18 protein-coding genes are annotated in these 22,870 nt (G+C 63.7%); 13 read left to right on the top strand and 5 right to left on the bottom strand.

The genetic code is table 11. The annotated features are described in order from the left end of the window. The first annotated feature begins 63 nt into the window (after positions 1 to 63). The 6 genes from JMF86_RS34035 to JMF86_RS34010 all read left to right on the top strand — a co-directional run bounded on the left by JMF86_RS34035 (position 64) and on the right by JMF86_RS34010 (position 7,435). Positions 64 to 1,482, top strand: coding sequence for a sodium:solute symporter family protein (locus tag JMF86_RS34035; protein WP_201317392.1), 1,419 nt, complete (start codon positions 64 to 66; stop codon positions 1,480 to 1,482). Between the two features lie 24 nt (positions 1,483 to 1,506). Beyond that, positions 1,507 to 2,694, top strand: a complete 1,188-nt coding sequence (locus JMF86_RS34030) for an exo-alpha-sialidase (protein WP_011545726.1) — start codon at positions 1,507 to 1,509, stop codon at positions 2,692 to 2,694. Positions 2,695 to 2,798: 104 nt separating this feature from the next. After that, positions 2,799 to 3,605: a DeoR/GlpR family DNA-binding transcription regulator gene (locus JMF86_RS34025; protein WP_201317391.1), complete on the top strand. Its 807-nt coding sequence runs from the start codon at positions 2,799 to 2,801 to the stop codon at positions 3,603 to 3,605. Between the two features lie 11 nt (positions 3,606 to 3,616). Continuing rightward, the gene (locus tag JMF86_RS34020) at positions 3,617 to 4,321 is read left to right on the top strand and encodes an SDR family NAD(P)-dependent oxidoreductase (protein WP_201317390.1); all 705 of its coding nucleotides are present in this window, start codon (positions 3,617 to 3,619) and stop codon (positions 4,319 to 4,321) included. Positions 4,322 to 4,708: 387 nt separating this feature from the next. Further along, on the top strand, positions 4,709 to 6,130 hold the full coding sequence (locus JMF86_RS34015) for an APC family permease (RefSeq protein WP_201317389.1): 1,422 nt from the start codon (positions 4,709 to 4,711) through the stop codon (positions 6,128 to 6,130). A gap of 141 nt (positions 6,131 to 6,271) precedes the next feature. Beyond that, positions 6,272 to 7,435: an MFS transporter gene (locus tag JMF86_RS34010; protein WP_200161709.1), complete on the top strand. Its 1,164-nt coding sequence runs from the start codon at positions 6,272 to 6,274 to the stop codon at positions 7,433 to 7,435. A 360-nt stretch (positions 7,436 to 7,795) separates the two neighbouring features. Here the strand turns inward: JMF86_RS34010 and JMF86_RS34005 are convergent, their stop codons facing one another. Further along, positions 7,796 to 8,755, bottom strand: coding sequence for a helix-turn-helix transcriptional regulator (locus JMF86_RS34005; protein ID WP_234044219.1), 960 nt, complete (start codon positions 8,753 to 8,755; stop codon positions 7,796 to 7,798). Between the two features lie 289 nt (positions 8,756 to 9,044). On the opposite strand from JMF86_RS34005, the gene JMF86_RS34000 reads away from it, so the two are divergent. The 5 genes from JMF86_RS34000 to JMF86_RS33980 all read left to right on the top strand — a co-directional run bounded on the left by JMF86_RS34000 (position 9,045) and on the right by JMF86_RS33980 (position 14,015). Next, positions 9,045 to 9,974, top strand: a complete 930-nt coding sequence (locus tag JMF86_RS34000) for a carbohydrate ABC transporter permease (protein ID WP_050768789.1) — start codon at positions 9,045 to 9,047, stop codon at positions 9,972 to 9,974. Between the two features lie 109 nt (positions 9,975 to 10,083). Further along, a complete protein-coding gene (locus tag JMF86_RS33995; RefSeq protein ID WP_234044226.1) occupies positions 10,084 to 10,869 on the top strand; it encodes a carbohydrate ABC transporter permease in 786 nt (261 codons plus the stop codon). 2 nt (positions 10,870 to 10,871) lie between these two features. Beyond that, positions 10,872 to 11,963 (top strand): ABC transporter ATP-binding protein, encoded by a 1,092-nt coding sequence (locus JMF86_RS33990; protein ID WP_201317388.1) that lies wholly within the window; start codon positions 10,872 to 10,874, stop codon positions 11,961 to 11,963. Between the two features lie 82 nt (positions 11,964 to 12,045). After that, positions 12,046 to 12,852: an inositol monophosphatase family protein gene (locus JMF86_RS33985; protein WP_226292373.1), complete on the top strand. Its 807-nt coding sequence runs from the start codon at positions 12,046 to 12,048 to the stop codon at positions 12,850 to 12,852. Next, the gene (locus JMF86_RS33980) at positions 12,849 to 14,015 is read left to right on the top strand and encodes a LacI family DNA-binding transcriptional regulator (RefSeq protein WP_236593053.1); all 1,167 of its coding nucleotides are present in this window, start codon (positions 12,849 to 12,851) and stop codon (positions 14,013 to 14,015) included. Before JMF86_RS33985 ends, JMF86_RS33980 begins: the two co-directional genes overlap by 4 nt. A gap of 39 nt (positions 14,016 to 14,054) precedes the next feature. Here the strand turns inward: JMF86_RS33980 and JMF86_RS33975 are convergent, their stop codons facing one another. From JMF86_RS33975 to JMF86_RS33965, 3 genes are all read right to left on the bottom strand, one after another. Beyond that, entirely contained in the window at positions 14,055 to 15,659 is a 1,605-nt protein-coding gene (locus tag JMF86_RS33975; protein WP_201317387.1) for a GMC oxidoreductase, read from the bottom strand. 12 nt (positions 15,660 to 15,671) lie between these two features. Continuing rightward, a complete protein-coding gene (locus JMF86_RS33970) occupies positions 15,672 to 17,459 on the bottom strand; it encodes a thiamine pyrophosphate-binding protein (RefSeq protein ID WP_074806867.1) in 1,788 nt (595 codons plus the stop codon). A gap of 75 nt (positions 17,460 to 17,534) precedes the next feature. Further along, on the bottom strand, positions 17,535 to 18,197 hold the full coding sequence (locus tag JMF86_RS33965; RefSeq protein ID WP_077217190.1) for a ThuA domain-containing protein: 663 nt from the start codon (positions 18,195 to 18,197) through the stop codon (positions 17,535 to 17,537). Positions 18,198 to 18,546: 349 nt separating this feature from the next. Here JMF86_RS33965 and hisD point away from each other — a divergent pair, with 349 nt between their 5' ends. Continuing rightward, positions 18,547 to 19,833 (top strand): histidinol dehydrogenase, encoded by a 1,287-nt coding sequence (hisD, locus tag JMF86_RS33960; RefSeq protein WP_011545712.1) that lies wholly within the window; start codon positions 18,547 to 18,549, stop codon positions 19,831 to 19,833. A 441-nt stretch (positions 19,834 to 20,274) separates the two neighbouring features. Further along, positions 20,275 to 21,405 carry a porin gene (locus JMF86_RS33955; protein WP_201317386.1) on the top strand — a complete coding sequence of 377 codons (1,131 nt, stop codon included), beginning with the start codon at positions 20,275 to 20,277 and terminating at the stop codon, positions 21,403 to 21,405. Between the two features lie 67 nt (positions 21,406 to 21,472). Here JMF86_RS33955 and JMF86_RS33950 read toward each other — a convergent pair whose 3' ends face one another. Further along, positions 21,473 to 22,750, bottom strand: coding sequence for an ABC transporter substrate-binding protein (locus JMF86_RS33950; RefSeq protein WP_201317385.1), 1,278 nt, complete (start codon positions 22,748 to 22,750; stop codon positions 21,473 to 21,475). Positions 22,751 to 22,870 lie beyond the last annotated feature (120 nt).

The following is a 22,870-nucleotide window of genomic DNA, read 5'->3' as shown; positions in this document are numbered from 1 at the left end:
GCACAGGCCGGATCGCTCGACGCATCGAACGCACATCAACCGAAGGTAACGTGGAGACAAGCGATGGCCACCTTCAGTTATTGGGATACCGCCACCATCATCGGGATGGTGGTTGCCTACATCGTGGTGACGAGCGTGGTCAGCATCCGGCTGCGCAGCCGCAATTCCGAACAGTTCATGGTGGCCGGGCGTTCGATGCCGGCGCTGGTGGTCGCGATCCTGCTGATGTCGGAATTCATCGGCGCGAAATCGACCGTCGGCACGTCGCAAGAGGCGTTCTCGGCCGGCATCGCCGCGTCGTGGTCGGTGCTCGCGGCCGCCATCGGTTTCCTGCTCTTCGGCCTGTTCATGGCCCGGCGCCTGTACGCATCGGGTGAATTCACGATCTCCGGATTCATCGCGCAGCGATACGGGCACGGTGCGAAGCTCGCCGTTTCCGCGATCATGATCTATGCGCTGTTCGTCGTGAACGTCGGCAACTACGTGAGCGGCGCGGCGGCGATCTCGACGGTCATGCGCATCAACCTGCCGACGGCCGCCGTCATCACCGCGATCGTCAGCACGATCTATTTCGTGTGGGGCGGCCTCAAGAGCGTCGCATACCTGACGGTCGTGCACAGCGCCGTGAAGCTGCTCGGCATCGCCATTCTGGTCGGCGTCGCGTGGAAGCTGTCGGGCGGTATCGCGCCGATGGCACGGAGCCTGCCCGCGCACTACTTCACGTGGTCCGGTGTGCTGTCGGGCGGCACGATCGGCGCATGGATCATCGGCACGGCCGGGGCGATCTTCTCGACGCAGTTCATCATCCAGGCGATCTCGGCCACCCGCAGCCCCGAGGGGGCGCGTGCATCGTCGCTGATCGCCGCGTTCCTGTGCGTGCCGATCGCGCTCGCGCTCGGCTTCATCGGCGTGGCGGCCAAGTACCTGTATCCCGGCGTCAAGAGCCTGTACGCGCTGCCGGTGTTCCTGCAGCACATGAATCCGATCCTGGCCGGCATCGTCACGACGTCGCTCGTGGCATCGATCTTCGTCAGCGTATGCACCGTCGCACTGGCAATCGCGTCGCTGATCGTGAAGGACTTCTATGTGCCGCGTTTCAATCCGACGCCCGACGTCGAACTGAGAATGACGCGCTGGATCTCGCTGGTCGTCGGCTTCCTGCCGCTGATCTTCGTGCTGTTCGTCCCGCAGATCCTCGCGCTGTCGTTCTTCAGCCGCGCGCTGCGGCTGTCCGTGTCGGTCGTCGCGCTGATCGGCATCTATCTGCCGTTCTTCAGCGGCAAGCGCGGTGCCGTGTCGGCCCTCGTCGTCGCGACGCTCGCCACGACGTTCTGGTACCTGCTCGGCAACCCGTTCGGCATCGACAACATGTACGTCGCACTCGTTACGCCGGCCATCGTGCTGGTGATCGGCAAGCTGCTGTTTCATGGCGATGGCGCGAACCTTCGCGACAAGCCGCTCACGCATCGCGAATCGCACTGATGTCGCCCACCCCAGAGAGATTTCATGAGCACGAACCTCGTTGAAGCGGCGAGCGCCGCGTCGGATCATTGCGTTCGCACGGCCTATGCCGACGCGGAACGGCAAGAGGCGTTTCTGCCCGCCGCCTGCGTGCAGAACCACGCGGCCAACCTGCACTGCCTCGACAACGGCGACCTGCTGTGCGTGTGGTTCGGCGGCACCCAGGAAGGCATTCCCGACGTGTCGATCTACCTGTCGCGTCTTGCGGCCGGGACCGACGAATGGTCCGCGCCGCGCAAGCTGTCGGACGACCCGACCCGCTCCGAACAGAACCCGGTGCTGTTCACCGCGCCCGACGGCCGGCTGTGGCTGATCTACACCGCGCAGTTGTCCGGGCATCAGAACACTGCGATCGTACGCCGCCGCGTGTCGACGGACGGCGGCCTCACGTGGGGTCCCGTCGACACGCTGTTCGACCGGCCGGGGACGTTCGTGCGCCAGCCGATCGTCGCGCTCGACGACGGCACGTGGATCTGCCCGATCTTCTTGTGCCGCACGGAGCCCGGCGAGCGCTGGGTCGGCAACGACGACGTCAGCGCGGTCATGGTGTCCGACGACCAGGGTCGGACGTGGACGCCGCACGAAGTGCCGGACAGCGTCGGGTGCGTGCATATGAACGTTCACGTGCTGCACGATGGGTCGCTGCTGGCCCTCTACCGCAGCCGCTGGGCGGACTTCGTCCACGCGAGCCGCTCGACGGACGGCCGCACGTGGAGCGCGCCCGAGCGCACCGACTTGCCGAACAACAACTCGTCGATCCAGTTCACGGTGCTGCAGAACGGTCATCTCGCGCTCGTGTTCAACGAAAGCGACGCGTCGCACGGCAAGGAGCGCCGTGCTTCGCTGTACGACGACATCGACGACTCGGAGGACAGCGGCGAGCTGCGCGACCAGCAGGCGTCCGTGCGCGGCACCGCGTTCTGGGGCGCGCCGCGCGCGCCGATGTCGCTCGCCATCTCGGAGGACGGCGGCCGGACGTGGCCGCGCCGCCGCAACCTCGAAATCGGCGACGGGTACTGCATGACGAACAACTCGGCCGACCAGCGCAACCGCGAATACTCGTATCCGTCGATCGTGCAGTCGCGGGACGGCGCGTTGCACATCGCGTTCACCTGGTTCCGCCAGAAGATCAAGTACGTGCGCGTCGACGAAACATGGGTTCGCGGCCGATGACGCTCCCCGCGGCAACTGGGCGGTCACTGCGGCAATTCGATAAACTTGTCGGTCCAGAGGCGCGCCATGGTGCGCCGAATCGATCAGACCAGGAATTCACGCACATGAAAGTGACCAGGCGCCGGGAGGCGATGCTGCAGGCCGTGCTCGGGGGCATGACGGACGTCGCGACGCTGTGCGAGCACTTCGGGATGTCCGAGGCGACGGTGCGTCGCGACCTGCGTGCGCTGGCGAGCGACCGCCGCATTCTGCGCACGTACGGCGGTGCCGCCGCGGTCGGCGGCCACGAGCCCGAGCCGTCGCTCGAGGAGCGGCGCATCAGCTCGCAGGAACAGAAGGAAGCGATCGCGCACGCGGCGAGTTCGTTCGTCGAGGACGGCGACACCGTGTTTCTCGACGGCGGCACCACGACGGCAGCGCTCGCGCGTCTTCTCGCGGGCCGGACGGACGTTCACGTGGTCACCAACAACCTGCTGATCGTGAGCCCGCTCGTGTCATCGGGCGTGCACGTGACGGTGATCGGCGGCGACGTGCGGTCGTCCAGCATGAGCACGCTCGGGCCGCTCGCGCAAATCGCGCTGAGCCGGCTGAGCGTCGACAAGGCATTCCTCGGCGCCGATGGCGTGGTGGCCGAGCTGGGATTGTGCGAGGCGAGCAGCGAGCAGTCGTATCTGAAGGAATGCGTGATGCGGCAGGCAGCCGAGGTGTTCGTGCTGGTGACCGCGGACAAGCTCGGGCGCGCGAGCCAACAGCACTGGACGCCGCTCGAACGCGACTGGACGCTCGTGACGGATGACGGCGCGCTGCACGAGCAGCTCGAACCGTTTCGTGCGCAGGCGAGGGTCACCGTTCAGGCGGTCAGCACGAAAGCAACGGCCGCATCCGGCGGGCCGCTGCAAGTTCAAACGTAACGGGAGACATCGTGGCGCAACGGGAGCAGCCGGGTCTGGATTCACGTCATGCCGTCGTCACCGGTGCGTCGTCGGGAATCGGCCGCGCGATCGTCGAGCGCCTGCTCGCCAACGGCTGGCGCGTCACCGGACTGTGCCGGTCGCACGTCGAAACGGCGCACGATTCGTTGAAGATCGTGCCGGTCGACGTCACCGACTTTGCGGCGCTCGCGCCCGTATGCGACGCCCTGGGCGTGGTCGACGCGCTCGTGCATGCGGCCGGCTTCATGCGCACCGCGCCGCTCGGCCAACTGTCGCACGACGACGGCGCGGCAATGTGGCGCCTGCATGTCGAATCCGCGACCTTTCTCGCCGATCGGCTGGTGCCGCGGATGTCTGCCGGCGGCCGCATCGTGCTGCTGGGCAGCCGCACCGCGAACGGCGCGGCCACGCGCAGCCAGTATGCGGCGACCAAATCCGCGCTGGTCGGGCTCGCACGATCGTGGGCCGCCGAACTCGCGCCGCACGGCATCACGGTCAATGTCGTCGCGCCCGGTGCGACGGACACGCCGTTCCTGCGCGATCCGGCGCGCGCGGCCACGCCGCCCAGGCTGCCGCTGATCGGGCGATTCATCACGCCCGATGAAGTCGCCGCGCTGACCGCTTTTCTGCTGAGCGCGAATGCGGGTGCGATCACCGGGCAGCAGATCGTCATGTGCGGCGGGGCGTCGCTTTAGCGCGGCGTGCAAGGTGCGGACTTTGAGTCGCCGTGTCGCGCATAGAGTCGACGATTCAAATATGAAGATAAATCGCGATATTCGAGGCTGTGAAATGTGACGCAGCCTGACGCAAGTGCGCGTCGAATCCTTCTCGACCAGACGCATACTTTCGCGCGTCGCGACGCATACGGTGTCGCCGATCGACCGGACTTTGCCTCTCGAATCGAAAATAACCATCCACTCCGGGTAAACGCTCTCCCACAGCCCGTTGACAGCACAATTTGAAGCGTCGAGCATTTGACTTATACGTATAAGTCAATGTTCAGCCTCATGGTCGGCTCAGGGCGACTGTCGGAGGCTGGATTCCGATCATGCCTTGAGCAACGAAGTGGAAGGATGTCTGGAATGGATACTCATATTTCGCGCGGATCTGGAAGTCAGGCCGCTATTTCGTCAGCAGGGTTCGCCGGTGCGAATGCGTCTGAACAAACTGCCGGAATAAGCGAATCGTCCTTGAAATTGAGCCGCGAATTGAGTGTGCTCGATTTGATCGTGTACGGCATGGTTTACATGCTTCCAATTGCGCCGTTCGCACTTTACGGAATCATTTCCAATGTGAGCGGCGGTATGGTGCCGCTGGTATACATCGTGAGTGTCGTTGCGATGATGTTTACGGCCCGGAGTTACCAGATACTCAGCAAGGAATTTCCGGCAGCCGGGTCGGCCTATACCTATGCTCAAAACGGCATCGGCGATCTGGCTGGTTTTCTGGCCGGATGGCTGGTGTTTCTCGACTACATCATCGCGCCGGGACTGCTCGCGGTCGTCAGCGCGGTTGCGATGAACAGCCTGGTGCCCGAGATTCCCCGTTCCGTCTGGGTGATCGGATTCGTCGGCCTCGGAACGATCCTGAATCTGGTCGGTATCTCGGTGACCGCGAAAGTGAACCAGGCGTTCCTCGTGATCATGCTGGTCATTCTGGCCGCGTTCGTCGGAGTCGGTCTCTTTGCGCTTTACAGCGGCATGGGGCACGGCCGGCTCACGTTCGGTTCGCTCTTCAATGTCCATACTTTCACATGGGCGGGGCTCGGCACCGGTATCCTCATCGGTTCGACGAACTTTCTCGGCTTCGACGCGATCACGACGCTCGGAGAAGAAGTCAGGAGCGAGAAGCGTCATCTGGCCAGCTTTGCCGGCATGGCATCGCTGGTCATCATCGCGATCCTGTTCGTGCTGCAGACCTGGATTGCCGCCGACCTCGCGCCTGGCGCAAAGGTACTGTCGCCGGATAGCGCCTTTTACGACATATCCGGTTATGCGGGCGGCCACTGGCTGTTCGCGATGACGTCCATCAGCACTGCACTGGCATTCGGCGTGCCGTGCACGATCGTCTGCCAGATGGCAATCGCCCGCATCATCTTCGCGATGGGGCGCGACCGGCAGCTTCCCAAGGTGTTTTCCCGTCTGTCGCGCAGATCGAAGCAACCGTATGTGGCGAATATTTTCGTTGCATCCATCTCGCTGATCATCGCATTGGTCTTTCAGGATCGGCTCGACGACCTGGCCTTGTTCCAGAACTTCGGCGCGTTCTCTGCATTCATCCTGGTCAACCTTTCCGTCATCGGTTACTTCAGGATCAGGAAGCAGTCGAAGGACACATGGAATCACGTGGTTCTGCCGGCGATCGGATTTCTCGTCATCGTTGCACTCATGGTCGCGATGAGGGCCGCAACGTTGAAGATGGGCATCATCTGGCTCGTGATCGGGCTCGTCTATTACTTTGTGATGCGTCATGTGTTTGGACGCAGTGCAGCACTGAAGATCTGAGAACGACATCGATGATTCCGTCGCTCACGAGGAATTTTCGCTTGCAGGCTTGATGCGCGATGACTCGACGCCGGCCCTTCGCGATGAAGGGCTCGTCGGGTCATTTTTCGTTGTGGGTGCGTGACAGGGCACGTCTATTTCATGAGTACTTTCGCAGTCGATGGTCAGTCCCGCAGTGGCGTCTGGGCGCGCCTTTCGACCCGGGCGGGCTTTTATTCGTTCGGTTTCATCCTGTCCGCGTGGGCGCCGCTCGCGCCTCTTGCAAAATCCCGAATTGGCCTGAGCGATGGCGACTTCGGGCTTGCGCTGCTGTGGTTCGGCGTCGGCAGCCTGGTTGCGATGCCGATCGGTAGCGCAGCGGTTGCGCGCGTGGGATGTCGACGGATCATCCTGCTGGCCGGCCCGATCACGTGCGCATGCCTGTTTGGACTTGCGTCGACCGACCGCGCCGACATCCTGTCCGTGTGCCTCTTCCTGTTCGGTTTCGGTATCGGCGCCACGGAGTCGGCGATGAACCTGCAGGCTGCCGTGGTGCAGCGTATGCACGACGAGCCGCTCATGTCGGGATTTCATGCATGGTGCAGTATCGGGACCATTGCGGGTTCTGCCGGCGTCAGCACGTTGTTGTCCGTTCAGATCTCACCGGTCGGGGCGATCGCGTGCATCTTTGCGGTCATGGTTGCCCTTTGGTGTGTCGTCGGCCGGCATTTCATCGCGCGAACGGGTACCGCGCAAACGCACCGATTCGCACGCCCCACGTTGTATATCGTCTGGATCGGCATGCTCTGCTTTGTCGTTTTTCTGGCGGAAGGGGCCGTACTCGACTGGAGCGGTGTGTTCCTGGTGACCGAAAAGGCGTTCCCGCAGTCCAGTGCGGGCTACGGCTACGCCGCCTTCGCGCTGGCGATGACGATCGCGCGCTTGACAGGCGACCGCCTGGCCCGTGTGTCGGGTGCGCGATCGATTCTCGTCGCCGGTTCGGTCGGGACTGCGGCCGCCCTCGTCGCGCTGGTTTTCGCACGGCACTGGATGATCCTGATCGCGCTGTTCGCAGCGGTCGGTTTCGGCCTGGCCAACATCGTCCCGCTGTTCTTTTTGCACGTCTCGCGGCAACGCCGGATGCGGGTCGAGCTGGCAATGCCGGTCGTCGCGACGCTGGGCTATGCCGGCATGCTTGCCGGGCCGGCCGTTCTGGGCGCGATAGGGGAGCTGGCGGGGCTTTCGGCTTCGCTTCTGACGATCGCCGCGATGCTTTTGCCGATAGCGTTGTCGGCGCACACCATCGTATCCCGCGACGTCGGCTAGGGCCTGTTCACGCTAATAACGGGCTTGCGCTGGTCCCCAGAAGGGCCGAGCGCGAGGATTGCGACGAAGCGAATACTCGACGTATTCGCGAGGAGCATGACGCGGCGATCGGCCCTTCTGGGGACCAGCCCGACGAATGCATTTTTCCAAACAGGGGAACGTGCCTTTGCGCCCGCATGGCGGCGTCGTTCGTCGTTGCAATAGCTACGGCTATTGCGCCTCCTCACTCCTTGCCCTGCGGGCGCAAAGGCACGTTCGCAAGCCCGTTATTAGCGTGAACAGGCCCTAGGCGGGCGGCCTGCCTAGCCGGCACGATTGCCGGTGTTCAAGCGGCGGTGCCCCGGCGGACACCGCCAGGCCCTAACCCTCGCCGCCCCACAGCACGGTCGATTGATCGCCGGTCATGTAGTCGCGGATTTCCGCGGGCAGCGACCTGTCCGTCGGCAGCAGTACCGTCGCGTTGCGCAGGTGCTTCCTTTGCATGTGTCCGCGGTCGGTGAAATTCAACGCGATGCGCGTCGAGAAGGGCTGGCGAAACGACGACGACGCCACGCCGGTGACCACGCCGTACAGGAAGCGGATCGGGCGACGGTGCTGAGGCGTCAGGACCGAGAACGTCATTTCGTTCTTCTGCCGCCCTTCGAAATCGATCATGAAGATCCGGTCGCCCATCAGGAAACAGAAGCCGTGGTACTTGAACGAGTAGCCGACTTTGCCGTCCTGATCCAGTAACGGGAAACGTTCCACGGTAACGTACTGCACCACCGAATCGCGCTCGTAGAGGCACGTCACGGAGCGCAGGATGCGCCCCTTGTAGATCGACGAGTTGTGGTACCGGTAGTACACCCCGAGAAAATCCTGCAGCGCGGCGCTCGACGACTTGATCAGCGGCAGAAATCGCAGAAAGCTCGGTGCGGATTTCAAATCGAACGGCAGTTCGTATTCGAGTCCTTCGTAAAAACTGCGGAATTCCGGCGGCGCCCGGAACAGGTCGGCCGGCTCCATCAGAAAAAACTTGGCGATCTTCAGCAGCACCTTCTGCGACGGAACGTGGTGGCCCGCCAGATATTTGTTGAACTGCTGGCGATTGATGTTCAGCTTCCGGCAAAAATCCGCGATGGAGTCGAAGGACGCCACGAGCAGCGACAGATTGCTGGCGAGGTTTGAAAGGTCGTGCTGACGATCCATGTCGTTTCTGAAGAAATGATCGAAGGGACCTGCGATGAACGGCGAACCGGCGTGCAACGGTCGGTCGCGGGCCGCGATGCGTCGATTCCCGTGCGGGATTTTCCGTATGGAAACCGAAGGAAATCGACGCATTGAGCGCATCGTGCGGTATCCGAAGCGTGGGCCGCCGCACTGCCTCCGCGCGTGATCGAGTGTACTGCGTTTCGTGCGTCACTGTGCGTCTCTTTTGAGCGCTCCGCGAAATTGAGCACGTGTTTTTAGCGGCAAATACTCCAGCCACCGATCGCATGATCCCGACACGGTCGTGCACGGAACGAGCGGCACCATCCGGGCATGACGCGCCGCGGGGATGCCGCAAGCATCGCGTGACCGTATCAGGAGAGGGGAGCGCATGAAAGCAGAAACCACACGGAGATTCGAGATGTCTTTTTCCCCAGGAGGCGGCATCCATGCCGGAGCGCCCGGGCAGCGGCGACGCTGGCTGCGCGCGAGCCCCGCGGCCCTTACGCTGGCGCCGAGTGTCGTCGTACTTTTGATTGCCGTCTATGTGTTCATCGGCTGGTCGATCGTCATCTCGTTCACCAGTTCGAAGTTCGCGCCGAACTACGACTTCGTCGGTCTTGCGCAGTATGCAAGGCTATGGGATTCGGATCGATGGAATGTCGCGGTAACGAACCTCGGTTTGTTCTCGATCGCGTTCATGCTGATCTCGCTCGTGCTCGGCCTGTTGCTCGCGATTTTTCTCGACCAGAAGGTGCGGGGCGAGGGGGCGTTCAGGATGATCTATCTGTATCCGATGGCCGTGTCGTTGATCGTGACCGGCACCGCGTGGAAGTGGATCCTGAATCCCGGCCTCGGGCTGGAAAAGCTGCTGCAGGATCTCGGCATCACCGGCATCCATGTCAACTGGCTGATCGACCCGCAGATGGCGGTCTATACGCTTGTCGTCGCCGCCGTCTGGCAAACCGCGGGCTTCGTGATGGCGATCTTCCTGGCGGGCCTGCGCGGGATCGACGGCGAAATCATCAAGGCGGCGCGCATGGAAGGCGCCGGCACGCTGCGCATCTACCTGACCATCATCATCCCGATGCTGCGCGCGTCCGTGTTCAGCGTGGTCGTGATCCTGATCTACCAGGCGGTGCGGTCGTTCGACCTTGTCGTGGCGTTGACGAACGGCGGCCCGGGTTTCTCGAGCGACCTGCCGACGACGTTCATGTACAACCTGACGTTCAGCCGCGGTCAGCTCGCGCAGGGCGCCGCCAGCTCCGTCATGATCCTGCTCGTCGTGGTCGCACTTACCGTCCCGTATCTCTACTCGGAGTTCAAGCGTGAACACAACGACAGTCTCTGACACGGCCCGGCACGTGCGTCGCGTGTCCCGCCCGTCGGGCACGACGCTGCGTGTGGTCGCGCGTGCGGTGCTCTATGCGATTCTCGTCGGCAGCGCGGCTTTCTTCGTGATGCCGCTCGTCGTGATGGTCTTCGCTTCGTTCAAGGACATGGAGGAGATCCGGTCGACGTCGATTCTGTCCTTTCCGCTCGCGCCCACGGTCCAGCCGTGGATCGATGCATGGCAAAACGCGTGCGTCGGAATCGACTGCGTGGGCCTGAACGGGTTCTACGTGCGGACCGTGCTGATCGTCGTGCCTGCCGTCGTGTTGTCCACGCTGCTTGGCGCATTGAATGGCTACGCGTTGACGAAATTCAATTTCAGAGGATCGAAGTTCGTCTATGGGGTGATCCTGTTCGGCACCTTTACGCCATATCAATCCGTGTTGATACCGCTTGCGAAGACGCTGGGCGTGCTCGGCCTGTCGGGCAGCCTTGCAGGCCTCGTGCTCGTGCATACGGTCTACGGCTTGCCGTTCACGACGATGTTCTTTCGCAACTACTTCATGACGGTGCCGCAGGATCTCGTGAAGGCGGCGCGGGTCGATGGAGCGGGTTTCTGGACGACGTTCGCGTACATCATCCTGCCGCTGTCGGTACCGATGATCGTCGTTACCGTGATCTGGCAGTTCACGTCGATCTGGAATGACTTCCTGTTCGGCGTGTCGTTCACGAGCGGTCAGAACACGCCCATCATGGTTGCGCTGAACAACATGGTGAGTGCGAGCGCGGGCGAACGTCCGTACAACGTCCATATGGCCGGTGCGTTGCTGGCCGCTCTTCCAACCCTCGTCATTTATTTCCTGGCGGGCAAGTATTTCGTGCGCGGCCTGATGGCCGGCGCGGTCAAGGGGTAATCATGGCTTCTCTGCATATTCGCGACGTCCGCAAGAACTACGGCAGCGTTGCGTGCCTCAAGGCAATCAACATCGATGCCGACGACGGTGAATTCCTCGTGCTGCTCGGCCCGTCCGGCTGCGGGAAGTCGACCTTGCTGAACGCGATCGCGGGGCTCGAACCGGTCAACGACGGCGAGATCGTCATCGACGGTTCGGTCGTCAACGACGTCGAATCCGCGAAGCGCGATATCGCGATGGTGTTTCAGTCGTATGCGCTTTACCCGACGATGACGGTGCGCAACAACCTGACATTCGGGATGCGCGTGCGGAGGGCATCGCGATCCGAGCAGGAGGAGGCGGTCAAGCGGGTCGCGGCGATCCTGCAGCTCGATCAGTTGCTCGATCGCAAGCCCAGCCAGCTGTCGGGTGGGCAGCGCCAGCGCGTGGCCATGGGGCGCGCGATGGTGCGGGAACCGAAGATCTTCCTGTTCGACGAGCCGTTGTCGAATCTCGACGCGAAACTGCGCACGGAAATGCGCGCGGAAATCAAGAAGCTGCACCAGCGTGTCGGCACGACCACGGTCTACGTGACGCACGACCAGATCGAAGCGATGACGCTGGCGACGAAGATCGTCGTCATGCGGGGCGGCGAGGTGCAGCAGATCGGCACGCCGGAGGATGTTTACGATCGTCCGGCGAACCTGTTCGTCGCGCGTTTCATCGGGTCGCCCGCGATGAACTGCCTGACGGGCGTGCTGCGTGGCCGTGACACCCACGCGGTTTTCATCGGCGGCGACGGCAGCGGGCACACCGTCGAGATCGCGCTGGGCGCGCTGAGCGACGCGCAACGCGGCTACCTCGACCGGGACGTCGTACTGGGCGTTCGCCCGGAATGGCTCGCGCCGGGCGTCGGGGCAACGAGCTTCCAGGCGACGGTCGACGTCGTGGAGCCGACGGGTGCCGACAACTTCGTGCTGCTGTCGGTCGCGGGCGAATCGATCATGGCCCGGTTCGCGCCCGGTGTCGGACGCGTCGGGGACGTGATGCAGCTCGTCGTCAATGCGGACAAGGCACTGATCTTCGATCCGGCGACCGAACAGCGCGTCGTCTGAAAGGACGGGTCGGTCGGGATCGTGGCGTGCCCGACCGGCCCGTATCAGGACGATGAACGTGGAGTGGAATGACGAACCTTCGATGGCGGGACCGATGTCGGGTATCGACGAACAATACTATCGGGACACGGTGATCGAGCTCTGCGACCTGGCTCGCACGCTGTGCGGCGCCGTGGCGCACGACACGCTCGCGATTACGCGAAAGGGCGACACGTCGCCCGTTACCGAACTCGACAAGCGTATCGAGCTGGCGCTACGCAGCCGCATTCAGGCGCGGCACCCGCTGGATTCCAGCGTCGGCGAGGAGTTCGGCGTGGTCGACGGCCTCGCACACGGCGTGTCGAACCGGAGATGGGTCATCGACCCGCTCGACGGGACGCGCGCGTTCGTGACGGGCAGTCCACTATGGGGCACGCTCGTCGGCGTGCTGTGCGACGGCGTGCCGTGGCTCGGCGCGATCGACATGCCCGCGCTCGGCCAACGAATGATCGCGAGCAGCACCGATGCCGCGACGCACGTCGAGTCGGCTGCCGGCACGGCGGTGCCCCTGTCGGCGGCGCGCATGTGCACGACGACGCCGGACAAGTTCACACCCGACCAGCACGCGGTATACGCCAGGCTCGTCGCGCGTGTCGCCGTGCATCGATACGGCGGCGATTGCTTCAATTACGCGGCGCTGGCCAGCGGGCGGTGCGACCTCGTCGTCGAATCGGGACTCGCCCCCCACGATTTCCTGCCGATCGTGCCGATCGTCGAAGCGGCCGGCGGCCGGATGACGGACTGGCGCGGACGACGATTGACCGAGCGCTCGGCCGGCGACGTCGTCGCGGCGTCGAGCGGCGCGCTTCATGCAAGCGTGATGGCATTGCTGGCCGGCTCGAATGCGTGAAGGGTTCGGCGTGTATCCCTGTAAAATGCGGCATTGCCAGCCCACAGGCGGATGCCTTCCCATCGATGAAGCGTGCCGTATCCATGAAGGACGTCGCATTGGCCGCCGGCGTCTCTCAGCCCGCGGTCTCCTATGCGTACAACAAGCCGTCGGAAATCTCCGAGGCACAGCGCGAGCATATTTTCGCCGTGGCGAAAAAGCTCGGCTATCCCGGGCCCAACGTCCGCGGGCGCAGCCTGCGCTCCGGGCGGGTCGGTGCCGTCGGCCTGATGATCATGGACGAGTTGCCTTACGCATTCGCCGATCCGGCGACCACCTGCCTGCTGCGCGGCATCGGTGAAATCAGCGAACTCGCGAACGTCGCGCTCGCGCTCTTCCCGCTACAGAAGGATCTGGCGAATCATGCCGGCGACGCCGCGAACGGCAGCCTCGCGGTACGCGGGTTCGTCGACGGCCTGATCGCGTACTCGCTGCCGGACCACTATCCGGTCATCGAGGTCGCGCGCCGGCAGGGCATCCCGGTCGTGATCGTGGACGCACCAATCATCGACAAGGTGCCGTTCGTCGGGATCGACGATCTGCAATCCGCCATCGTCCAGATGCGGCATCTGGTCGAGCTCGGTCACCGGCGGATCGGCATCGTGGCCGACCGGCTGCGTCCGGACGGCGTCAGGGGCATCGTCAGCAGGCAGCGCTTCCAGGAAGCCACGGAAAACGTCGTGCGCGCCCGCATCGAAGGCTATCTGCGCGCGGCCGAAGCGGTGGGGCTCGGCTTCGACGACCTGTTGATCGTCGAGGCCGGCGGCTTCGATCGTGCATCGGGCATCTGGGCGGCCGAACAGATGCTGCAGCATACGGGCCTCACGGCAGTGGCGGCGACGTCGGACGTGATGGCGCTCGCGCTCGTGCAGGCGGCGCGTGAACGCGGGGTGGCGGTGCCCGATCGGTTGTCCGTGGCGGGTTTCGACGATATACCGGAAGCAGCCGGTGCCGGGCTCACGACCATCCGCCAGCCGCTGATCGAGAAAGGCCGTCAGGCCGCGCAACTGCTCAGCGAACTGCTGAGTGGCCCCGCCGCCCGCAAGCCGCGCGTGCCCAGGGTGCTCCTGCCGACGGAGCTGGTGGTGCGATCGACGACGCAGGCGCCGGCCGCGGCAAGATGAGCGCGGCCGGCGGATCGCGGCGCAGGGGCAAGCGTCGCTTCAGCGACCGACGAACTGCCTGGCCACACGAAGCGCATTCGCGGCGATCGTGAGCGCCGGATTCACCGCCGCGGAGGACGGGAACCACGAACTGTCGACGATCCACGCGTTTTCCACGTCGTGAAGCCTGCAGTTCGTGTCGAGCACACTAGTGCCCGGGTCGTTGCCCATCACGGCCGTGCCGCATTGATGCGAGTTGGTTGCAATGCCCATGCGCTTGGTCAACACGAGCGGATACCCGGCCCGCCGCATCATCGCGACCGTCTTCTTCACGAGCGCCCGGTGTGCACGCAGGTTGTTGGCACGCCACCTGATGCGGATGCGGCCCGACTGCGGATCGACCGTGACGCGGTTCTCCGGATCGGGAAGGTCCTCGCTGGTCAGGTAGAGATCGACGCTGTGGTCGGTCATGTAGCGCGAAACGGCCTTCGGCAGCCACGGATACATGCCCGTCACCATCGGCTCGCGGATCTTGCCGAGCATCTGCACGTTACCGAGCGGAAACGCGTTCTGCGGGGAGCGCAAATACCAGTCGTTGACCGCGAGCGTTTTCTGGAACAGCACGTCGTTGGCGCGACGCGGATCGACCGCGAGCATGAACGTGCTGTTGTGAACCATATAGTTCCGGCCGAGCATCCCCGAGCGGTTGCCGATACCTTCCGGATGCGCGTGATCGGCCGATCGCAGCAGAAGGGCCGCCGAGTTCACCGCGCCGCACGCGAGGACGAACCGCTTGGCGCGGATGCGAACGGGTTGCCCGTCGCGAACGCCGAGCGCCTCCTCGATGCGCGTGCCGTCGGCCGACATGACGAGACGATCGATTCGGGTGCGCACCATCAGCCGTGCGCCGCCGCTGCCGACGAGCGGCCTCAGCACGGACACTTCCGCATCGCCCTTCGCATCGACGAGGCAGGGATAACCGTCGCAGGTCGAGCAGAGCACGCACGGCCGTTCGCCTCCGTAGTTGACGGCCGCCGGCATCACGAACGGACGAAGGCCTTGCGCACACATCGCCGCGGCGAGCGGCCGCAACGCGGGGTCGTGTTCCAGCGCGGGAAACGGATAGTCGCCGGAGCGCCACGGATCGGTCGGGTCCTGGCCTCCCGCGCCATGGACGTTGTAAAGCCGCTCCGCGGCCGCGTAGTACGGCTCCATGTCGGCATAAGTGATCGGCCACTCGGGCGAAATTCCCTCGGCGTGTTGAATCGCGCCGAAATCGGCTTCCCTGAACCGTGGAAGCATCGCGCCGAAGACCTTCGTGTTGCCGCCGACGTAGTAGAACACGCCGGGTGAAAACGGTTTGCCGGCGTCGTCGTCCCACGACTCCGCGTTGCGGTAGCGTCCGTCGCGAAATACGGCTTCGGCCTGCCAGTTCTGGATTTCACGAGGCAGGAAATCGCCGCGCTCGACGATGAGCACGTCGAGGCCGTGACCTGCGATGCCTTGCGCGAAACTCGAGCCGCCCATGCCGGACCCCACGATGACCACGTCGCAGGTAATGATTCCATCGCTGCCGGGCACGACCGTCGGGATTTCGCGCCGGAGCACCGGCGCGAAACTGGACAGACCGGACGCCGGACGATGAACATGCGTTGCATCGCTCATGCGCTGACTACCTTACAGATGTTGCTCTGAGTTGCGGAATTGCGCGTACTCTTCCTGGCGCTCGTCGTCGATATAGGCCGGAATCGGGAAATCCCACCAGCCCGGCACCCACGGGCCGGCCGCGTCGCGATCCGTCGGAATCTCGATCAGGCACGGCGCGTTGCTGTCGAGCGCCTGCTGGAGGATCGGCTCGAGTTCGTCATTGCTGTTGACGCGCCACGACTTGAGACCGAATGCCTTGCCGACCGCCTCGAAGTCGGGCGAGTACGGGCGTCCGTCCGGATAGTTGAACTCGGTACCGATATGACGGCTCGTCTGCTTGCGCTGGCCGCCGCGAATCGACATATACCCGGCGTTGTTCTGCACGATGAAGATCACCGGCAGGTTGTTGGTGACGCAAATCGCGATTTCCTGCGACGTCATCAGGAAGTCGCCGTCACCGAGAATGCATACCACCGGGCTGTCCGGCTTCGCGAGCTTCGCACCGATGGCGGCGGGCACCGCCCAGCCCATCGACGAAAAGCCGCCGGAGGTCAGGTGGGTACGCGGCGTGTAGACCGGGAAGGTCTGTTTGACCGCGCCCTGGGTATTGCCCGAGCCGACCACCACGATGGTGTCGCGCGGGAAGATCTTGCGCAGCGCGCCCAGCGGTCGTTGCGACGTGAACGGGAAGCGGTCGGAATCGCGGCGCGTGGCCAGCTTGGCTTCCCATTCCGCCTTGTGCGCGGCGACCTCGGCCAGATATTCGCCGCGGTCGGCCGCATCGCCTTCGAGCGCTTCGACGATATGGGCGAGCGCGTACTTCGCGTCGGCCACGATGCCGACGGCGACCGGATAGTTCTTGCCGATCTCGTGCGGATCGATGTCGATGTGGATCAGCTTGCCGGGCGGAATCGAGAACGTGACGCCTTTCGCGTAGCTCGACGACGACCAGTCGGTGAAACGGCAGCCGACGGCGATGATCACGTCCGCGCTCGATGCGACCTTGTTGCCGCACATCGTGCCGGTTTGGCCGACGCTGCCCGCGAACAGCGCATGGTCTTCGGGGAAGCCGCTCTTGCCGTTCCAGGTAGTGACGACCGGAATCTGCCACTTCTCGGCGAGCGCAAGCACTTCCGCGGCCGCTTCGCCGGTGATGACGCCGCCGCCGATGACCATCACCGGGCGCCTGGCCTGCCGAAGCACGTCGGCCGCTTTTTCGACGGCGACGGGGTCCGGATACACCTTGCCGAGCGGCACGCGTTCCTCGAGCTGGTGCAGCGTGACTTCCGCGGCCTCGGCCTGCGTGTCCATCGGAATCTCGACATGAACCGGGCCGGGGCGGCCGGTCAGCATCGAGCTGAATGCGCGATGCATGATGAACGGCAACTCCTCGACGCGCTGGGCCACCCAATGACGCTTGGACACGGCTTCGGCGATCTTCGGGAAATCGTTGTCGACGTAGCGTTCGAGTTCCTGAAGCAGGCCGTGACCGCGCATGTGCGTGGGCGGCCCGCCGGTGATGAGCATGACGCTCGTCGAATCGGTGAAGGCCGTTGCCATTCCGATGACCGTATTGCTCGCGCCGGCGCCGATCGACGTGACTGCCGCCATCGGCTTGCCCGACACACGGTAGTAGCCGTCGGCCAGATGCACCGCGCTTTGCTCGTGAAACACCTGGATGAAGCGAATCTCCGAGTCCTTCTCGAGGAACGCGTCCGTCAGCGTCCAGATGCCGTGACCGGGAATGCCGGCGACGTATTCGACACCGTAGTTCTTCAACGTCTGGGCGACGATTTGACTTCCGGTAAGCTTTGCCATTTTTCTATCCTGACTAGGATTTGAGGACACCCGCGCGCGACGACGGTCGGCCCGCGCGGACTTTCTTTGACTGCGTCACGCAGCCGGTCGCGCGGCCCATTGCAGGCCTTGCATCGTGAGGCGGCGAACGTTGATGTCGGACAGGTTGCCGACGTCGTGGCCGATCGAGTGGTAGAACACGCGGCCGCGTCCCCACTGCCTGACCCATGCGACCGGGCTGCGATTGCCGGCCAGCCACGGGAACGGCTTGCCGTCGAAGGTGGTTTCGGCCAGCACGTGGTTGTTCGGATCGACCTGCATGTAGTACTGCTCCGAACGGACTTCGAAGTCCTCGACGCCGCGCGTGACCGGATGGTCGTGATCGATCACGTTGACCATGTACGGATGCGGATAGCCTTCGCCGGCAGGGTGCTCGATGAACGACCCGCCGAGCACCATGTGATAGCGAAGACTTGCGCGAAACGCCGCGGCGGCGCCATGCCATGCGGCGAGGCCGGTGCCGTTCTCGATGGCGTCCAGCAGATGCCTTTCCTGGGACGCGGTCAGCGTCTCGGTCGTGACGGCGTTGTTCCAGCCGATCACGATCAGATCGAAGGCGGACAGATCGCGATCGAGCGTGAAGATGTCGGTCGAACCTTCGACCTCCCAGCCCAGTTCGTCGAACAGTCCGCGCGTCCATGCGGCGACTTCATACGGGTAGTGCCCCGGCCAGCCGCCGTACAGATGGAGAACTCGCATGATGACTTCACTCCTTGTTCAATGGAACTTATACGTATAAGTTGGCGAAATGCTGCGCGCCCAAAATGGCGATGTCAAGCACTAGAAAACCCTCGGCCGGCGGGGGCCGGAAGACGGTATCCGGGCGCGCGGGCAGTCGGGCGGGCGCGGCGAAACGCCGGGAGGGACGCGCCTCGGCAGGTGCGTCAGCGCGGTGCGTCATGTCGCGTCAGCTTCGACGCGGATGCGAAATTGTGTCGGCAAATTCGGCCCGCGAAAATTTGCCCGTGTGATCGAACTCGTTCGGATCGTGCACCGTCGCAACGCGGGTTTCGCGCTGCATGGTCGGGAAACACTCTTGGAGATTTTTGTGATCCAGCATCTTAAGAAAAGCAAGCCGATGGAGGCGCAACTCGAGATCGCGAAGCAGGTGCGCGATACGGTCGAGCAGATCATCGCGGACGTCGCCGCCAACGGGGACGCTGCCGTGCGCGAATACTCGATGCGGTTCGACAAATGGAACCCGGCATCCTTTCGGCTGACGGACGCGGAAATCAGCGCGTGCGTCGCGACCCTGTCGGAGCGCGAACTGGACGACATCAAGTTCGCGCAGCAGCAGGTTCGCCGGTTTGCCCTGGCGCAGAAGGACGCATTGCGCGACGTCGAAGTCGAGACGCTGCCGGGCGTGGTGCTCGGTCACCGCAACATTCCGGTGAATTCCGTCGGCTGCTATATCCCGGGCGGCAAGTATCCGTTGCTGGCTTCCGCTCATATGAGCGTGCTCACGGCCAAGGTTGCCGGCGTCAAGCGTGTGGTGGCCGTGGCGCCGCCGTTCGACGGCAAGCCGCACCCGGCGATCGTCACGGCGATGCATCTCGCGGGCGCGGACGAGATCTACTGCGTCGGCGGCGTGCAGGCGATTGCCGCATTGGCGCTCGGTACGGATCAGTTCGAGCCGGTCGACATGATCGTCGGCCCGGGCAATGCCTACGTGGCCGAAGCGAAGCGCCAGCTGTTCGGCAAGATCGGGATCGACCTGATCGCGGGCCCGACGGAGACGCTCGTCATCGCCGACGATTCGTCGGACGTCGAGATCGTTGCGGCCGACCTGCTCGGCCAGGCCGAGCATGGCGTGAATTCGCCGGTCGTGTTCCTGACGAATTCCGCCAGGCTCGCGGACGGCCTGCCGGCAGAGATCGAGCGCCAGCTTGCGGTGTTGCCGACAGCGGCCGTCGCGTCGGTCGCGTGGCGCGACTATGGCGAGATCATCCTGTGCGACACCGTCGACGAAATGGTCGAAGAAGCCGATCGGATCGCGTCCGAGCACGTTCAGGTCATGACGCGCGATCCGCTCTATTTCCTCGAGCACATGACGAACTACGGTGCGCTGTTTCTCGGCGATCGTACCAACGTGTCGTACGGCGACAAGGTGATCGGCACGAACCATACGTTGCCGACGACGAAGGCCGCGCGCTATACCGGTGGGCTGTGGGTCGGCAAATTCATCAAGACCTGCACCTATCAGCGGGTGTTGACCGACGAAGCATCGGCCATGCTCGGTGAATACTGTTCGCGACTGTGTGCAATGGAAGGCTTTGCGGGGCACAAGGAACAGGCCGATATCCGCGTTCGCCGCTTCGGAAAGCGAGCGGACTGACATCGGGCCGAGAGATCGGGCAGCGATTCGGCACTCGAAAGAGTGCCGTTTTTTTTGCGTCGAGTCGAGCGGGTTTGCGCGGTTCCGCGGCGCGCGGAGGCCCTTTTCATGGCGTGGATGCGAGTGCGTCGTAGTGCGACACAAATTGTGTCTTTGCGAAATTGAGCGGCATTTATTGGACTTCAATACTGCGTCGCGGGTGAGGAGGCAGTGACCGGGTTTTCGTCCGACACAACGCGTGTCGGACGGCAGCCCGGCCGGAAACGCGGCGGTCGTCAAACGGCAGGAGGGGGTGACGATCAGCCGTCGCATGACGGCCTCCCTACCGTACACCCATCGCTCTGGATAGTTCTCCTGACGACGGGAAAGAAGCGGAGCGGTATGCGGGAGACGCATCAATACCGCTCTGATCGATGTGTACTTCGTGGACGGACAAGTGAAATGAAAAGAAAAGTCATCTCGGCGATCTCTCTGTCGATTACCGCCTACGCGGCCGGCGCGCATGCGCAAAGCTCGGTCACGCTTTACGGCATCGTCGATACCGGTATCGCATACATTCACAACAGCGGCGGACAAGCGTCGCAATGGAAGATGTCGGCCGGTAATCTGTCCGGAAACGAATGGGGGCTCAAGGGCACCGAAGATCTTGGCGGAGGCTTGTCAGCGAGCTTCCAGCTCGAGAACGGCTTCGATCTCGGCTCGGGTCAGTTGCAGAACGACGGCCGCATGTTCGGCCGGCAAGCGTTCGTCGGGCTGGGCAGCACGCGTTTCGGGACGGTCACGCTCGGTCGGCAATACGATCCGGTGACCGATCTGGTTCAGCCGATCACCGCCGATTCGTACAGCGGCCTGTTCGCGCCGCCGGGCGATATCGACAATTACGACGACAGCGCGCGTTTCAATAGTGCGGTCAAGTGGACGAGCCCGTCGTGGGGCGGTGTCACGGTCGAGACCATGTATGCGTTCGGCGGCGTGGCGGGATCGACGGGCTCCGGGCAAAGCTGGTCGGCCGCGGCGGCCTACAGCGGCGGCGCGCTCAGCGTGGCGGGCGGGTTCCTGCACGTGGACAACGGCAACGCCAGGACGTCGGCACGCGGCACGTCGAGCGCGGACAGTTTCTTCAACAGCGCCGTCAATGCTGCGTACGCCACTGCCCGCGGCATCGATATCGGGCGGATCGGCGCACAGTACGTCGTCGGGCCGGTCACGGCCGGCGCGGCGTACTCGTACACGCGCTATACGTCGGACGGCGCGTCGACGTTCGCGGGTTCGCAGCACTTCCAGAACGGCTCCGTGTTCGCGAGCTGGATGGCGACGCCGACGTTCCAGGTGATCGGCGGCTACAACTACACGCGTTCGGGCGGCCATTCGTCGGCGACCTATCAGCAGGTCAATCTCGGCGTCGACTATTTGCTGAGCAAACGGACCGACGTCTATGCGATGGCCGGCTATCAGCATGCGAGCGGCGACAATGGCCAGGGGAGCGCTCAAGCGGTGATCGGCTCTTACGACGTCAATTCGGGCGCGAATTCGCAGATCGTCGCAATCGTCGGCCTGCGCCACAAGTTCTGAGCTATTCGGGGAAATCCGGCAGACAGGCTGGTCCCGCTCCGGACGGAGCGGGACGACACCGGCGACGTCAGTTGTTCTTCGCCGCGGCTGCCAGCTTCTTGACGGCAGTGGCGGAAGTCATCGACGGGGTGTTCACGAATTGCGTGATCACATCGACGAACGATGCGCGAACGTCACGCTCCAATGCGGCATTCTCGATGAACGACGGCACGACCGCGCCGGATTGGGCGGCCGCGGCTCGGTCGGCGAAATTCAGCTTGGCGCAGTCGTCGAATTTCGATTGCGGCACGTCGAGCCGCGCGGGGATCGAACCTTTGCGCAGATTGAAGTTCTCCTGCACGTCGGCGCTCATGGCCAGATTGGCGAGCGTCGCCTGATTGGCGGCGGCAGCGGGATTCTTCTGTTTGAAGAACGTCATGGTGTCCACGACCCATACGAACGCGTGACCGCTTCCCGGCGTCGCCGCGCACACGAAGTCGATGCCCGGCTTCTTGCCTGCCCGGAGGAATTCGCCCTTGGCCCAGTCCGCATGGATCTGCATCGCCGCCTTGCCGTCGATGACCATTTGCGTCGCCACGTTCCAGTCGCGACCGGCGCGGTTCGGATCCGTGAAGCCGATGATCTTGCGCAATTGGTCGAACACCTTGAGCATGGTGGGTCCCTGGATCGTCGCGGGGTCGTGATCGATGATCGCCTTCTTGTAAAAGGCGGGGCCGCCGATGCCGATGACGAGATCGCTGAAGATCTCCGCTTCCTGCCAGTCCTCGCCGCCCAGCGCGACCGGGATGATGCCGTCCTTCTTCATGCGCTCGGCCAGCGCGTTGAATTCATCCCAGGTGGTCGGGGCTTTGCCGCCGTACTTCTGCAGGATCTTGGCGTTGATCCAGAACATGTTCTCGCGGTGCTCGTTGACCGGAACGCCGTACCAGTCGTTCTTGTATTTCACGTAGGGGATCAGCTCGGGCGCGATCAGCTTGTCCCAGTTGCCGGCCTTCGCGAGGCTGTCGAGATTCGTGAGCTCATTTTGTTCGGCATACGAAAAAAGCAGCTGCGGCTGGGCCTGCGCCGCTGCCGGCGCGCTCCCTGCCGCCAGCCGCGCCTGCAATGCCTGTTGTTGATTGGCGCCGTCGTTGCCGGCGATCGCGCTGTCTTTCCAGCCGATGCCCTTCTTCTGCAACGCGTCCTTGAGCGCCTGGAGCGCATAGGCTTCACTGCTGGAGGTCCATTGATGAACGACCTCGACCGTTTGCGCCTGCGCACCGGCCATGCCGACCATCGAAAAGCTCGCGACGGTCGATACGACCGCCCGAGCCGAAATACGCCGCAATCTTGTTTTTGCCTTCACAATCCAATCTCCTCAGATGACATCTGACCTACGCCGGTTCCCGCTCGTGCGTCGCTATGCACGAGCGCCCGGCGAGTATCGGAAGGCAAATTGACGTACGCAATTTCGCGATCGTCCGTT

Source organism: Burkholderia sp. E168m15, assembly GCF_016586105.1.
Taxonomy (GTDB): Bacteria; Pseudomonadota; Gammaproteobacteria; order Burkholderiales; family Burkholderiaceae; genus Burkholderia; species Burkholderia orbicola.
This window is presented reverse-complemented; position numbering and strand designations above follow the sequence as displayed.